At 59.8% G+C, this 14,545-nt stretch carries 10 protein-coding genes; all 10 read left to right on the forward strand.

What is annotated here, in order from left to right:
* The first annotated feature begins 85 nt into the window (after nucleotides 1-85).
* The 10 genes from KZX66_RS18245 to KZX66_RS18290 all read left to right on the forward strand — a co-directional run bounded on the left by KZX66_RS18245 (nucleotide 86) and on the right by KZX66_RS18290 (nucleotide 14,475).
* Entirely contained in the window at nucleotides 86-574 is a 489-nt protein-coding gene (locus tag KZX66_RS18245; RefSeq protein ID WP_005792512.1) for a type VI secretion system tube protein Hcp, read from the forward strand.
* A gap of 93 nt (nucleotides 575-667) precedes the next feature.
* On the forward strand, nucleotides 668-1,183 hold the full coding sequence (gene tssE, locus KZX66_RS18250) for a type VI secretion system baseplate subunit TssE (protein ID WP_005792513.1): 516 nt from the start codon (nucleotides 668-670) through the stop codon (nucleotides 1,181-1,183).
* A complete protein-coding gene (gene tssF / locus KZX66_RS18255) occupies nucleotides 1,180-3,039 on the forward strand; it encodes a type VI secretion system baseplate subunit TssF (RefSeq protein WP_248081877.1) in 1,860 nt (619 codons plus the stop codon). Before tssE ends, tssF begins: the two co-directional genes overlap by 4 nt.
* Nucleotides 3,003-4,046 (forward strand): type VI secretion system baseplate subunit TssG, encoded by a 1,044-nt coding sequence (gene tssG, locus KZX66_RS18260; protein WP_248081879.1) that lies wholly within the window; start codon nucleotides 3,003-3,005, stop codon nucleotides 4,044-4,046. The genes tssF and tssG overlap by 37 nt, the downstream gene beginning before the upstream one ends.
* Nucleotides 4,039-6,708: a type VI secretion system ATPase TssH gene (tssH, locus tag KZX66_RS18265; RefSeq protein WP_248081881.1), complete on the forward strand. Its 2,670-nt coding sequence runs from the start codon at nucleotides 4,039-4,041 to the stop codon at nucleotides 6,706-6,708. The genes tssG and tssH overlap by 8 nt, the downstream gene beginning before the upstream one ends.
* A gap of 135 nt (nucleotides 6,709-6,843) precedes the next feature.
* Nucleotides 6,844-8,787 carry a type VI secretion system tip protein VgrG gene (locus KZX66_RS18270; protein WP_248081883.1) on the forward strand — a complete coding sequence of 648 codons (1,944 nt, stop codon included), beginning with the start codon at nucleotides 6,844-6,846 and terminating at the stop codon, nucleotides 8,785-8,787.
* Nucleotides 8,788-8,801: 14 nt separating this feature from the next.
* The gene (locus KZX66_RS18275) at nucleotides 8,802-9,236 is read left to right on the forward strand and encodes a DcrB-related protein (RefSeq protein ID WP_248081885.1); all 435 of its coding nucleotides are present in this window, start codon (nucleotides 8,802-8,804) and stop codon (nucleotides 9,234-9,236) included.
* A 12-nt stretch (nucleotides 9,237-9,248) separates the two neighbouring features.
* Nucleotides 9,249-13,625 carry an RHS repeat-associated core domain-containing protein gene (locus tag KZX66_RS18280; protein WP_248081887.1) on the forward strand — a complete coding sequence of 1,459 codons (4,377 nt, stop codon included), beginning with the start codon at nucleotides 9,249-9,251 and terminating at the stop codon, nucleotides 13,623-13,625.
* Nucleotides 13,619-14,170 carry a hypothetical protein gene (locus KZX66_RS18285; RefSeq protein WP_248081889.1) on the forward strand — a complete coding sequence of 184 codons (552 nt, stop codon included), beginning with the start codon at nucleotides 13,619-13,621 and terminating at the stop codon, nucleotides 14,168-14,170. Before KZX66_RS18280 ends, KZX66_RS18285 begins: the two co-directional genes overlap by 7 nt.
* Nucleotides 14,167-14,475 carry a hypothetical protein gene (locus KZX66_RS18290; protein WP_034129264.1) on the forward strand — a complete coding sequence of 103 codons (309 nt, stop codon included), beginning with the start codon at nucleotides 14,167-14,169 and terminating at the stop codon, nucleotides 14,473-14,475. Before KZX66_RS18285 ends, KZX66_RS18290 begins: the two co-directional genes overlap by 4 nt.
* The last annotated feature ends 70 nt before the right edge of the window (nucleotides 14,476-14,545 follow it).

Genomic DNA, 14,545 nt, shown 5'->3' on the forward strand with positions numbered 1-14,545 from the left:
ACGCAGAGCGTCACAGGATGCGTTACCACGCAGATAGTGGGAACGATCACCAAATCGAGTGGCCCGTGCCACACAGGGAGAAAACATGGCTGTTGATATTTTCATCAAGATCGGCGACATCAAGGGCGAGTCCATGGACAAGGCCCACAAGGACGAAATCGACGTACTGAACTGGAGCTGGGGCATGGCCCAGTCCGGCAACATGCACGTAGGCGGTGGCGGCGGCGCCGGCAAGGTGAATATCCAGGACCTGTCGCTGACCAAGTACGTCGACAAGGCTTCGCCGAACCTGATGATGCACTGCGCCAGCGGCAAGCACATCGACAAGGTCAAGCTGACCGTGCGCAAGGCCGGCGGTGAAAGTCAGGTCGAGTACATGGTGATCAACCTGGAAGAAGTGCTGGTGACGTCTCTGAGCACCGGCGGTTCGGGCACCGATGACCGCCTGACCGAAAACGTCACGCTGAACTTCGCCCAAGTGATGGTCGACTATCAGCCGCAGAAAGCTGACGGCACCAAAGACGGCGGCGCGATCAAGTTTGGCTGGAACATCCGTTCCAACACCAAACGCTGATAGCTCTGGCGGCCGCGGCCCTGTGCCGCGGCCCCAGGCACCTGGCCCTGCCGAACCCCGTCCCTCTCACACCCCGTCCGTGGAGCTGCTTTGGTGGTCACTGAAATCGCTTCCCGCGACCGTCTGCAACCGTCCTTGTTGGACCGGCTGACTGACGACGATCCAACCAACCCCAAGGAAAGCGCCGACAAACGCGTGCTGTCCCTGACCCAATTGAAAGCCTCGGTTTTGCGCGACCTGGCGTGGCTGCTCAACACCACGTCGTTGCTCGATGCCGATGCCACCCTGCACACCCCGGCAGGCACCTCGGTGGTCAATTACGGCCTGCCGGCGCTGGCGGGCAACAGCGTTTCCAGTGTCGATATCAAAGCGCTGGAAGCCCTGATCTACCAGGCCATCGCCACCTTCGAGCCACGCATCCTGCGCCACACCCTGCGCGTCAAAGCACGTGTCGGCCATGGCGAGATGAACCACAACGCGCTGAGTTTCGAGATCGAAGGCGATCTGTGGGCCCAGCCGGTGCCGTTGCGCCTGTTGCTGCAAACCGACCTGGACCTGGAGTCCGGCCACGTACGCGTCGTGAATGCCGACCAGCGGAGACGCCCATGAACCCGCGCCTGCTGGAGCTGTACAACAAGGAACTGCACCACGTGCGCGAAAGCGCCGCCGAGTTCGCCAAGGAATACCCGAAGATCGCCAGTCGGCTGACCCTGTCCGGCATGGACTGCGCCGACCCGTACGTCGAACGTTTGCTCGAGGGCTTTGCCTACCTCACCGCCCGCGTGCAGCTCAAGCTTGACGCCGAGTACCCGACCTTCACCCACAACCTGTTGGAAATCGCCTACCCGCACTACCTGGCGCCAACGCCGTCGATGACCGTGGTGCAGTTGCAGACCGACCCGGATGAAGGCTCCCTGGCCAGTGGTTTCCCCCTGCCCCGCGACACCGTATTGCGCGCCGCCCTGGGCCGCGAAACCCAGACCTGCTGCGAGTACCGCACCGCCCACCCGGTGACGTTGTGGCCCTTGCAGGTCAGCAACGCCGAGTACTTCGGCAACCCGGCCGCCGTGCTCGGCCGCCTGGCCGCCAGCGAGCCCAAAGCCAAGGCCGGTTTGCGCCTGACCTTGCGCACCGGTGCCGAATTGCCGTTCAGCAGCCTCGACCTGGACACCTTGCCGCTGTACCTCAGCGGCGCCGATGAGCAACCGTTCCGCCTCTACGAGCAATTGCTGGGCAACGCCTGTGCGGTGTTTGCGCGCAAGCCCGGGGGTGACTGGGTCGAGCGCTTGCCTCAGGACGCATTGCGCTCACGCGGCTTTGACGATGCCGACGCGGCCATGCCCGTGGTGGCTCGGGCGTTCCAGGGCTATCGGTTGTTGCAGGAATACTTCGCCCTGCCCCACCGCTTCCTGTTCGTCGAGTTCGCCCATCTGAGCCGCGCGGTCAAACGCTGCGACGGCCAGGAGCTGGAGCTGATCGTGCTGTTCGACCGTCACGAGCCGAACCTGGAAGGCAGCGTCGGCGCGGCGCAGTTTCTGCCGTTCTGCACGCCAGCGATCAACCTGTTCCCCAAACGCGTTGATCGCATCCACCTGTCCGACCGGGTCAACGAACACCATGTGATCGCCGACCGCACGCGGCCGATGGACTTCGAGATCCATTCCCTGAGCGGCATCACCGGCCACGGCACTGGGCCGGAGCAGCCGTTTTTGCCGTTCTACGCGGTGCGCGATCCGTCCCGTTACGGCCGCGACCAGGCCTATTACACCGTGCGCCGCGAACCGCGCGTGCTGTCCAGCGACCAGCGCCGTAACGGCCCGCGCTCGACCTACGTGGGCAGTGAAACCTTCGTCAGCCTGGTGGACAGCCGCCAGGCGCCGTACGGCCACGACCTGCGCCAACTCGGCGTGACGGCGTTGTGCACCAACCGCGACCTGCCGTTGTTCATGAGCGTGGGCAATGGCAAGACCGACTTCACCCTGGCCGACAGTGCCCCGGTGCTGGCCGTACGTTGCGTCGCCGGCCCCAGCCGCCCGCGCGCCAGCCATGCCCACGATGCCAAGGCCTGGCGCCTGATCAGCCAGTTGTCGCTCAATTACCTGTCGCTGAGTGAACAGGGCCAAGGTGCCGGCGCCCTGCGTGAACTGCTGCGCCTGTACGGCGACAGCAATGACGCCGCCCTGCAATTGCAGATCGAAGGCCTGCGCGAGGTCAGCAGCAAAGCCGTGACCCGACGCCTGCCGATGCCCGGCCCGATCGTGTTTGGGCGCGGGCTGGAGATCACCCTGGAATTCGATGAAAACGCGTTTCGCGGCACCGGCGTATTCCTGCTCGGTGCGGTATTGGAACGCTTCCTGGCACGCTACGTGTCGATCAACAGTTTTACCGAGACGGTGATCCGTACCACCGAACGCGGCGAGATCATGCGATGGAAAGCCAAGCCCGGACGTCGTCCGACCCTGTGAGTACCCTGGATGCGATGCATCAGGAGCCCTGGGAATATGACTTTTTCCAGGCGCTGCGACGTATCGAGTGCGAATCGCCAGACCTGCCACGGCTGGGCCATTCCCTGCGCCTGGCCGATGACCCACTGCGCCTGGGGCAACAGGCCGATTGCACCTTCGCTCCGGCCACCTTGGCGTCGGTTGACCCCGGCAACGACGGCAAGCCGGCGCGCCTGGAGCAATTCTTCTTCGGCCTTGGCGGTCCCAACGGACCGCTGCCGCTGCACATCACCGAGTACGTACGTGAGCGCCAGCGCAATAACGCCGACAGCACCAGCAAGCGCTTCCTGGACGTGTTCCATCACCGTTTGCTCTGTCTGTTCTACCGGGCCTGGGCCGAAGCGCGGCCGACGGTCAGCCACGACCGTCCCGACGATGACTACTGGTCTGCGCGCCTGGCGGCACTGAGTGGCAGGGGCATGCCGAGCCTGCTCAATCAGGGCCTTATCCCGGATACCGCGAAGCTGCATTACAGCGGCCACCTGTCGGCGCAAACCCGCTACCCGGATGGCCTCAAGGCAATCCTCAGTGAGTACTTCGGCCTGCCGGTCGAGATCGAAGAGTACGTCGGCCAATGGCTGGAACTGCCCGAGCGCAGCCGCGTCGGGGTCAGTGCCAACCAACTGGGCGTGGACTTTTGCCTGGGCAGCCACGTCTGGGACCGCCAGCACAAATTCCGTATCCGTCTGGGCCCGCTGACGCTGGATGACTACATGGGCATGCTGCCCGGCCGCCAGCCGTTCAATGAACTGGTGGCGTGGGTGGCCGAGTACCTGGGCCATGAGTTGGACTGGGACTTGAACCTGGTTCTGCAACAACCCGAAGTCCCGGCGCTGCAACTCAACGGCCAGTTCCGCCTGGGCTTCAACACCTGGCTCGGCACGCCCGAGCATGACCCCAACGACCTAATCCTGGCCCGGCATTACGCCGATCAAGCCACCACCTCAAGGAATCCAGAGCATGGGTGAAATCAGTCGCGCCGCACTGTTCGGCAAACTCAACAGCGTGGCCTACAAGGCCATCGAAGCCGCCACCGTGTTCTGCAAACTGCGGGGCAACCCGTATGTGGAACTGGCGCACTGGTTCCACCAGTTGCTGCAACTGCAGGACTCGGACCTGCACCGCATCATCCGCCAGTTCAACGTGGAGCCGGCACGCCTGGCCCGCGACCTCACCGAAGCCCTGGACCGCCTGCCGCGCGGCTCGACGTCGATCACCGACCTGTCGTCCCATGTGGAAGAAGCCGTGGAACGCGGCTGGGTGTATGGCAGCCTGATGTTTGGCGAAAGCCAGGTGCGCACCGGTTACCTGGTGCTGGGTATCCTCAAGACGCCAAGCCTGCGCCATGCTTTGCTGGGCTTGTCGTCGGAGTTCGACAAGATCAAGGCCGAGGCCCTGAGCGAACGCTTTGACGAGTACGTCGGCGACTCGCCGGAAAACGCCCTCAGCGCCAGCGATGGCTTTAATGCCGGTGTTCCAGGCGAAGCCAGCGGCGCCATGGCACCGAGCGCGATGGGCAAGCAGGAAGCGCTCAAGCGCTTTACCGTGGACCTGACCGAACAGGCGCGTAGCGGCAAGCTCGACCCGATCGTCGGGCGTGACGAAGAGATCCGTCAGTTGGTGGATATCCTGATGCGTCGGCGCCAGAACAACCCGATCCTCACGGGTGAAGCCGGTGTGGGCAAGACCGCCGTGGTCGAAGGCTTCGCCCTGCGCATCGTCGCCGGTGACGTACCGCCTGCGCTCAAGGACGTGGAACTGCGCAGCCTCGATGTGGGCCTGCTGCAAGCCGGCGCCAGCATGAAAGGCGAGTTCGAACAGCGCCTGCGCCAGGTCATTGAAGACGTGCAGGCTTCGCCCAAGCCGATCATTCTGTTTATCGACGAAGCCCACACCCTGGTGGGTGCCGGTGGCGCCGCCGGGACCGGCGATGCGGCCAACCTGCTCAAACCGGCATTGGCGCGCGGCACCCTGCGCACCGTGGCCGCCACCACCTGGGCCGAGTACAAAAAACACATCGAAAAAGACCCGGCACTGACCCGCCGTTTTCAGGTCGTGCAAGTGGCTGAACCGTCGGAAGACAAAGCCCTGCTGATGATGCGTGGCGTGGCCTCGACCATGGAAAAACACCACCAGGTGCAGATCCTCGATGAGGCCCTGGAAGCCTCAGTGAAGCTGTCCCACCGCTACATCCCGGCGCGTCAGTTGCCGGACAAATCCGTGAGCCTGCTGGACACCGCCTGCGCCCGCGTCGCCATCAGCCTGCACGCAGTGCCGGCGGAAGTGGACGACAGCCGCCGCCGCATCGAAGCCCTGGAAACCGAGCTGCAAATCATCGCCCGCGAGCATGCGATCGGCATCGCCATCGGTGCACGCCAGAGCAACAGCGAAGCCTTGTTGAGCGCCGAGCGCGAGCGCCTGGCCACACTGGAAAGCCGCTGGGCCGAAGAAAAAACCCTGGTGGACGAACTGCTCGCCACTCGCGCGACGCTGCGCGAAAAGGCCGGCGTGGTGGACAGTGCTGCCGGTACCACCGAGAGCAATGAGTTACGCGTCCAGTTGGTCGACCTGCAACAACGCCTCACCGCGCTGCAAGGCGAAACCCCGTTGATCCTGCCGACCGTGGATTACCAGGCCGTGGCCTCGGTGGTCGCCGACTGGACCGGTATCCCGGTGGGCCGCATGGCGCGCAACGAACTGGAAACCGTGCTCAACCTCGATCAGCACCTGAAAAAACGCATCATCGGCCAGGACCACGCCTTGCAGATGATCGCCAAACGCATCCAGACCTCCCGCGCCGGTCTCGACAACCCAAGCAAGCCGATTGGCGTGTTCATGCTGGCCGGCACCTCCGGTGTGGGCAAGACCGAAACCGCCCTGGCGCTGGCCGAAGCCATGTATGGCGGTGAACAGAACGTCATCACCATCAACATGAGCGAGTTCCAGGAAGCCCACACGGTGTCGACCCTCAAGGGCGCGCCACCCGGCTACATCGGCTACGGCGAAGGCGGCGTGCTGACCGAAGCGGTGCGGCGCAAGCCTTACAGCGTGGTGCTGCTGGACGAAGTGGAAAAAGCCCACCCGGACGTGCACGAGATTTTCTTCCAGGTGTTCGACAAGGGCGTGATGGAAGACGGCGAAGGCCGGGTGATCGACTTCAAGAACACCCTGATCCTGCTCACCACCAACGCCGGTACCGAGCTGATCTCGCACGTGTGCAAGGACCCGGCGAACATCCCCGAGCCGGAAGAGATTGCCAAGGCCCTGCGCCAGCCGCTGCTGGAGATTTTCCCGCCGGCGTTGCTGGGCCGCCTGGTGACCATTCCGTACTACCCGCTGAGCGACGAGATGCTCAAGGCGATTACCCGCCTGCAACTGAACCGCATCAAGAAGCGCGTGGAGAATACCCACAAGGTGGCCTTCGACTACGACGACGCGGTGGTCGACCTGATCGTCTCGCGCTGCACCGAAACCGAAAGCGGCGGGCGCATGATCGACACCATCCTCACCAACAGCCTGCTGCCGGACATGAGCCGTGAGTTTCTTACGCGCATGCTTGAGGGCAAGGCATTGGCGGGTGTGCGCATCAGTACGCGGGATAACGAATTGCACTACCAGTTCAACGATTGACCTGCGCCCTGAGGGTTCACTGAGAATCCAAAGGGGCGGCTTCGCAGCCCGGCGCAGGACAAGCCTGCTCACCACAGCAAGCCAACGCCTTATTGGATTCGTTTTTCAGTTATCACGGTATTTACGGAACTCCCGATGCTATTCAACCAAGCCTCACGTTTGGCCAAGATCACCAGCCCCCTCGGGCCGGATGTGCTGCTGCTCAATGAAATGGGTGGCGGTGAAGAACTGGGGCGGCTGTTCAACTATGAGCTGCAACTGACGTCGCTGGACGCCAACATCGACCTCAACCAGTTGCTGGGCAAACCGATGAGCGTCGGCCTGCAGCTGGCGGACGGCGGCGAGCGGCACTTCCACGGCATCGTCGCGCGTTGCAGCCAGAACATCGACAGCGGCCAGTTCGCCAGTTACCAGGTGACGCTGCGCCCGTGGCTGTGGTTGTTGAGCCGCACCTCGGACTGCCGGATTTTCCAGAACCTGAGCATCCCGCAGATCATCAAGCAGGTGTTCCGCGACCTGGGGTTTTCCGACTTCGAAGATGCCCTGAGCCGGCCGTACCGCGAGTGGGAATACTGCGTGCAGTACCGCGAGACCAGCTTCGATTTCGTCAGCCGCTTGATGGAACAGGAAGGCATCTACTACTACTTCCGCCATGAACAGGACCGTCACGTGCTGGTACTGGCCGACGCCTATGGCGCCCACACCACGGTGCCGGGCTACGCGTCGATTCCGTATTACCCCAAGGATGAGCAGCAGCGCGAACGCGACCACATGCATAACTGGCACCTGGCGCAGGAGGTGCAGCCGGGCTCGCTGGAACTTAACGACTACGACTTCCAGCGCCCCAGCGCCCGCATCGACGTGCGCTCGGCCATGCCGCGCCCGCACACCGCCGGCGACTACCCGCTGTACGACTACCCCGGCACCTACGTGCAAAGCGCAGACGGCGAACACTATGCACGCACCCGCATCGAAGCCCTGCAAACCCTGCATGAACAGATCGAGTTCGCCGGCAATGCCCGCGGCCTCGGCTCCGGTCATCTGTTCAGCCTCACCGGCTTCAGTCGCCAGGACCAGAACCGCGAATACCTGATCGTCGGCTGCCGCTACTACATCGTCCAGGAAAGCCTGGAAAGCGGCGGCGGTTCCGGCTCGGCGCAGTTTGAAAGCAGCCTGACCTGCATCCCCGCGCAACAAAGCTACCGCACCCTGGCCACCACCCATCGACCGGTGGTCAAAGGCCCGCAAACCGCGCTGGTGGTCGGCCCCAAAGGCGAAGAAATCTGGACCGACCAGTACGGCCGCGTGAAGGTGCACTTCTACTGGGACCGTCACGATCAATCCAACGAAAACAGTTCGTGCTGGATTCGCGTGTCGCAATCCTGGGCCGGCAAAAACTGGGGCTCAATGCAGATTCCACGCATCGGCCAGGAAGTGATCGTGAGTTTCCTGGAAGGTGATCCCGACCGGCCGATCATCACTGGGCGGGTGTACAACGCTGAGCAGACGGTGCCTTACGATCTGCCCGAAAACGCCACCCAAAGCGGCATGAAGAGCCGTTCGAGCAAGGGCGGCACGCCGGCAAACTTCAATGAAATCCGCATGGAGGACAAGAAGGGGTTGGAGCAGCTGTATATCCATGCCGAGCGTAACCAGGACATCGTGGTGGAGGTGGATGAGAGCCATTCGGTGGGGCATGACCGGAATAAAAGCATCGGGCATGACGAAATCGTGACCGTCGGCAACGACCGGGTACGCGCAGTCAAGCACGACGACATGCTCATGGTGGGGTTCAGCAAGACAGACGCCATCAGTAAAAGTTACCTGATTGAAGTGGGCGAAAACCTGCGCCTGGTCTGTGGCAAAAGCGTGCTGGAGCTCAATGCAAGCGGGCAGATCAATCTCACCGGCGTTCAGATCAACGTGTATTCCGAAGGCAGCTCCGAGATCAACACCGGCGGCAATCTGCATTTGAACATTGGCGGCAAAGGCGGTACCACACCCATGGGCCAAGGGGTCAAGGGTGAAATCGACGCGGCCGTCAATTCCATGTTTCCCAAGCCGCCTTCCGGCCAATAACGAGATTCCGTTTCATGACCTATCAACTCAATGAACTGCAATTCACGCTGCCCAGCGATGACGTTCAAGATGCTTCCATCAATATCCTGAAGTTCGCTGCTCTGGGTACGTCGTTGATCATCAGCCGTAGCCTTCTGAATGAGGGTGAAACGCTGCAAAGCAACTTCGAAGAGCAACTGGCGAAGCTGGAGAAGCAGGTACAGGACTTGCGCTACCAACCGGCCAAGGCACTTCGTGTGGGCGCGGCGCAGGATATAGACGCCATCGAAGTGCATAACCAGTTCAGCAAGGGCACCGAGCGTATTCATCAATACCAGTTAGCGCTTGTGATACCCGGCACTCGGCAGATGCTTGCCCTGAGTTATGTCAAAGCCCAACCCCTGGGCGATGCTGAAAGTGCCCATTGGGCAACCATCAAAAGCACCCTGCAACTGAATCCCAAGCCTTGAAGTCCCTCATCCATGTCTGACGCTCTCTGGGCGGCACGTCTCGGCGACGGCCTGCTGCACACCTCGGCGATGGCCGACATCTTGGGCGGCGTGCTGGAAATTGCGGCCAACATCGCTATTACGGCCGTCGCCACTGCTGCGATTGTGGCCGCCACCGGTATTACCGTCGTTACCGGCGGTCTGGGCTGCTTTGTGCTCGGCGCGGTGGTGGGCATCATCGTCGGTATAGGCATGAGCAAGACGGGGGCGGACAAGGGACTGACAAAGGTTTGTGACTGGATAGGCAATGCGTTATTCCCGCCTGTGGTGATGGCAACCATCGCCACAGGCTCCCACAACACCTTTACCAACGGCATACCCTCCGCACGTGCCGCAGGCGCTATCGGCCCAGTCAGTTCGCAACCCGCCGAAGGTGGTAGTCCCGAAGAAGCCAGCTACCTTGACATGGCCAAGGGTTTCTTCTCGCAGATGTGGCGGCCCACAGTGGCGGTTCCTGCACCAGGCGCAGTACCCAAACCGCTGGATATTGTGATCTGCACCAAACATCCCCCGATGCCGCCGCAGTTTATTGCCGAAGGCTCCAGCAAGGTCACTATCAACGGTCAGCCGGCCGCCCGCAGCGGTGATCGAAGCACCTGCGACGCCTCGATTGTCGAGTCGGGGATGATCTCCAGCAACGTGCGTATTGGCGGAAGCCCCGTGGTGGTGCGCGAGATCCGCAGTGGCAAAACACCCGGTGTCGGGCTGGCGGTGACCGCACTGTTGATGCTACGTGGTGGCGGCTCCAAGTTTTTCAGCAAGCTGCCGTGCATGGTCGTTGGTGGACTGGTGTCGTGGGGCACCAGCCAAGTGACCAATGCCATTACTTCTGCAGTCGCAGGCTCGCCCAACCCGGTACACAGCTCCACTGGCGCGAAAATTCTTGATGGGGAAGACGATCTGGACTTCGCTCTGCCCGGCCTGCTCCCTATCGAGTGGCAGCGCTACTACAACAGTCGGGACGAGCGTAGCGACGGCCTGTTCGGTGCCAGCTGGAGCGTGATCTACGAGGTCTGCGTCGAGATTGGCGTACACCCCGAAGGTGGGGAACGGCTGGTCTATACCGATGAGCAAGCGCGACAGATCGACATGGGCGTCATCCCATTGGGCGGTGCCGTATTCAGCGCAGGAGAAGGCTTGAGCGTACGGCGCAATACCAATGGCCAACTACTGATTGAAAGCGTCGACGGGCTCTATCGGCTATTCGAACCAACGCCAGGCACCGCCTCACGCCTGCGCCTTAGCCAATTGGGGGATCGCAACGACAACCGAATCTTCCTCGACTATGACGTACAGGGTCGGCTGAGCCACTTACGAGATACGTTCGACCATGTGCGTGTCGAACTTGTTTACAGCCAGCAATGGCCGGCGCGAGTGGAGCAAGTCGAGCGCCTATACCCCGATCACAGCCGGGAAACCCTTGTCAGTTACAGCTACGATTCTCGCGGCGACCTGGCCGAAGTTCGCGATACCGACGCAAACGTGCAACGCCGCTTCGCCTATGACTACGGCCAGCGCATGGTCGAGCATCAACTGCCCACCGGGCTGCGTTGTTACTACCAATGGGACTGCGTAGACGGCAGCGAATGGCGCGTGGTGCGGCACTGGACCGATGAGGGTGACGAATACCTGTTCGACTATGACCTGGCGGCCGGCGTGACGCGTATTACTGATGGCTTGCAGCGTCTCAGCACACGCCGCTGGAACTCGCAGTACCAGATCACTGAGTACACCGACAACCTGGGAAAAACTTGGCAATTCGAATGGAATGAGGAACGTCAGTTGCTCAGCGCGACTGATCCACAAGGCGGCAAATGGCAGTTCGGCTACGACGAGTCCGGCAACCTGTGCAGCACTCGGGATCCGTTGGGGCGTATCGAGTCGACGTTGTGGCTGGAGCATTGGTCGCTGCCGCTGGTGGAGACCGATGCGGCAGGCCACGCGTGGCAATATCAGTACGACCAGCGAGGCAATTGCGTCAGTGAAATCGACCCGTTGGGGCATGTCACACGGTATCGCTACGATACGTTTGGACAGGTGGTGGAGATCATCGATGCCACAGGCAAAAGCAAAACCCTGCGCTGGAATGAAACCGGACAGTTAATCCAGCACATCGACTGTTCGGGGTACCCCACAGCCTTCGAGTACGACCGCCAGGGTCATTTGCAGGTAGTCATCGACGCTTTGGGTGAGCGCCAGCGCTATCAACACGACAGCCAAGGCCGGTTGCTACAGAGCGAAATGCCGGACGGCCGCATCGAGCAGTACCTGCGCGATACCAGCGGTCTGTTGATCGGCTATACCGATGCCGCAGGTCACACCACCCGCTACCAGTACGGACGCCGCGGGCAGGTGCGCCAACGAATAGATGCCCATGGCCGGCAGATTGAGTTCCGCTACGACGCCTACGGACACCTCCAAACCCTGACCAATGAAAATGGTGAGAGTTACCGCTTTACCTGGGACCCGTGCGACCGTCTGGTAGAGCAACAAGACCTCGACGGCAGCGCCCGACGTTATGCCTATGACCTTCTGGATAACGTAGCCGCCGTTGAGTACGTGCCCACAGGGCAGACACCTGAGCCTTCAATTGTGCATCGACTCGAACGCGATGCAGTGGGCCGCTTGCGGTTGAAACAAACCGATGACGGTCGCACCGAATACGCCTACGACCCGTTGGACCAACTCACCGCTGTCACCTTCATCGGCAATGACGAAACCACCCAGGCACTGGCCTTCGCCTACGACGCGCGCGGCCAACTGCTCATCGAACAAAGCGCCACCGGCAGCCTGAACTACCACTACGATGAGCTCGGCAACCTGATCCAGACGCAGTTGCCCGACGGCCGTTGGCTCAACCGCCTGTACTACGGCAGCGGCCACCTGCACCAGATCAACCTCGACGGCCGCGTCATCTGCGACTTCGAACGCGACCGCCTGCACCGTGAAGTCCTGCGTACCCAGGGCCAGATCACCACGCGCAGCGAATATGACCGCAGCGGCCGCCTGCGCTCACGGATACGCCGCCCCAATGGCCAGCCCACGCAACTGCCGGCCGCCCAGCAAAAACACTTCGACTATGACCCGGCCGATAACCTGATCGGCCGCCTGGAGCGCAACCGCGACAAGCATCGGGACCAGCGTCAACTGCTGCACTACGACGCGACCGGCCGCATCATCGCCAGCCAGGACAACGCCCAGGGCCAGCAGGAAACTTTCACCTACGACGCCGCGGCCAACCTGCTGGACGGACCGCCAGCAGGTGCAGGGTTGGTCGTGCATAACAAGCTGTTGACCTATCAGGACAAACGCTATCGTTACGACGGTTTTGGCCGAATGATCGAAAAGCGCAGTGCTGTGCGTGGCGTGCAATATTTCGCCTACGATGCCGAGCATCGCTTGATTGAAATCCGTAGCCAGAAGGATGGACGCGAAACGGTCGTGAAAATGACCTATGACCCACTCGGGCGGCGCATCGCTAAAACCGAACATGACAACAATGGCTACCCGTTGGGTGAAACCCGCTTTGATTGGGAAGGCCTGCGCCTGCTGCAGGAACATCGGCACAGCCAGACCAGCCTCTATCTCTATGAAGAAGACAGCTATGCACCGCTGGCTCGCGTGGACGGCACGGGCGAGCATCAAAGCGTGCGCTACTACCACAACGACCTGAATGGGCTGCCTGAACAACTGACCGAAGCTGATGGGAAAACGGTGTGGCAGGCGCGGTATCAGGTGTGGGGGAATGCGGACGAAGAAGTGCGTGAAGCGTACTTTATCGAAGAGCAGAACTTGCGGTTCCAGGGGCAGTATCTGGATCGGGAGATTGGGCTGCACTACAACACGTTTCGGTTTTATGATCCGGATGTGGGGAGGTTTACGACGCCGGATCCGATTGGGTTGATGGGTGGATTCAATCTTTACCAGTACGCGCCGAATCCCATTGGTTGGATTGACCCGTGGGGATGGGCAGGTGACCCTGCGAAAGCGACACACATCACTTACGTCGGCGTGAAAGACGGTAAACCTTATGTGGGTTACGCCAGCAAGCCTGGGTTGGGGCATTCCGCGCAAGCTGTGTTGGACTACCGCTATCCTAATAAGCAAATTTTTGACGTAGCACCAGAGGCAGTATTCAAAGGAGATGGGCAAAAAGGAAAAGACATTGCAAGGGGCCTGGAACAAAGAATATATGAAGACAAATTGAAAGAGGGCCCTGTCGCGAACAAACAAAGACCTGTCGGCCCGAATAACAAAAGACGGGATATTTATCTCGCGGCCGCAGATAAACATAGAGGCGTCAAGCCTCAAAAATCAACTAAGAAATTCAAAGGTCCCGGAAGATGCTGAAGAAGATCACATGGCAAGAAGGCAAGATTCTAAGTTTAAAACTAAAAGATGACCTCTACACGCTTGTCCAGATGCGTGAAAACTACTACCTGCAGTTTTTCGACTTGACAAATACTCAGGATACCTGGACAGGTGTAAACCTCCAAAAAGTCGACCCGCTATTTTTTATCTTCACGTCCACGAAGGCTTTGAAGGGCCTCGCCATAAGTGAGCCGTCATCGGATAAAGTCCGCATAGACATGCGCCCTCCCGAAAAAAAAATGCTGAGAGCTATTATTGGCGGCAATTACGGCGCGGATCTTATAGAACTGACTGATTCTTTTGAAACTCTTGATGCAATTACATTGAAAAGCAACTTAACATTAACCGACGACCTCGACACCATTTATAAATATGAATTATCAGGCATGATCGGCGATCCAGAAAAGCTACAAAATCGTTTAATAAACTATTTTGAAAACGGAGTGAATTGGGACAAATCCAAAGAATTCTTATTCAAAGGCATCTCAGCGCCACACGCCAAAAAATTGAGTACAACCAAATGAAAAACAAAGAGTTACAGGACTTTCAAAAGCATCACCTTAATCTAGAGGGTGAAAAAAAACTTATCGCCAAGATAACGAGGCTGCTCGAAGCACTTATCAGTGAATTGCAACAACTTCCTGAAAAAACAAATCAATCAACCATCTTGGAACACTTCAAAAAGTGCATACTTAACATTAATTATTTCGAGAATGAAATAGAAACTATCGAACGCGAATCTATATTTGAACACATTTATACCTTAGGAAAAATTGTCGGCCTTGACCCAACATCAGAGTATGCTGATGAGTGGCGAGGCGATTGGTAACGGATCAAATGGCTGAGGCAAAAAGGGATGGATGCATTTCGTTTTAATTAAAGTTATTCTCTTTATCTAC

The organism is Pseudomonas sp. EYE_354 (genome assembly GCF_023148575.1).
In the GTDB taxonomy this organism is placed as follows: domain Bacteria; phylum Pseudomonadota; class Gammaproteobacteria; order Pseudomonadales; family Pseudomonadaceae; genus Aquipseudomonas.

Excerpts from the sequence above, each read along its gene's own strand:
- tssF (WP_248081877.1), top strand. The coding sequence starts at position 1,180 with ATGAACCCGCGCCTGCTGGAGCTGTACAACAAGGAACTGCACCACGTG.
- KZX66_RS18270 (WP_248081883.1), top strand. The coding sequence starts at position 6,844 with ATGCTATTCAACCAAGCCTCACGTTTGGCCAAGATCACCAGCCCCCTC.
- KZX66_RS18285 (WP_248081889.1), top strand. The coding sequence starts at position 13,619 with ATGCTGAAGAAGATCACATGGCAAGAAGGCAAGATTCTAAGTTTAAAA.
- tssG (WP_248081879.1), top strand. The coding sequence starts at position 3,003 with ATGGAAAGCCAAGCCCGGACGTCGTCCGACCCTGTGAGTACCCTGGAT.
- KZX66_RS18290 (WP_034129264.1), top strand. The coding sequence starts at position 14,167 with ATGAAAAACAAAGAGTTACAGGACTTTCAAAAGCATCACCTTAATCTA.
- KZX66_RS18275 (WP_248081885.1), top strand. The coding sequence starts at position 8,802 with ATGACCTATCAACTCAATGAACTGCAATTCACGCTGCCCAGCGATGAC.
- KZX66_RS18280 (WP_248081887.1), top strand. The coding sequence starts at position 9,249 with ATGTCTGACGCTCTCTGGGCGGCACGTCTCGGCGACGGCCTGCTGCAC.
- KZX66_RS18245 (WP_005792512.1), top strand. The coding sequence starts at position 86 with ATGGCTGTTGATATTTTCATCAAGATCGGCGACATCAAGGGCGAGTCC.
- tssH (WP_248081881.1), top strand. The coding sequence starts at position 4,039 with ATGGGTGAAATCAGTCGCGCCGCACTGTTCGGCAAACTCAACAGCGTG.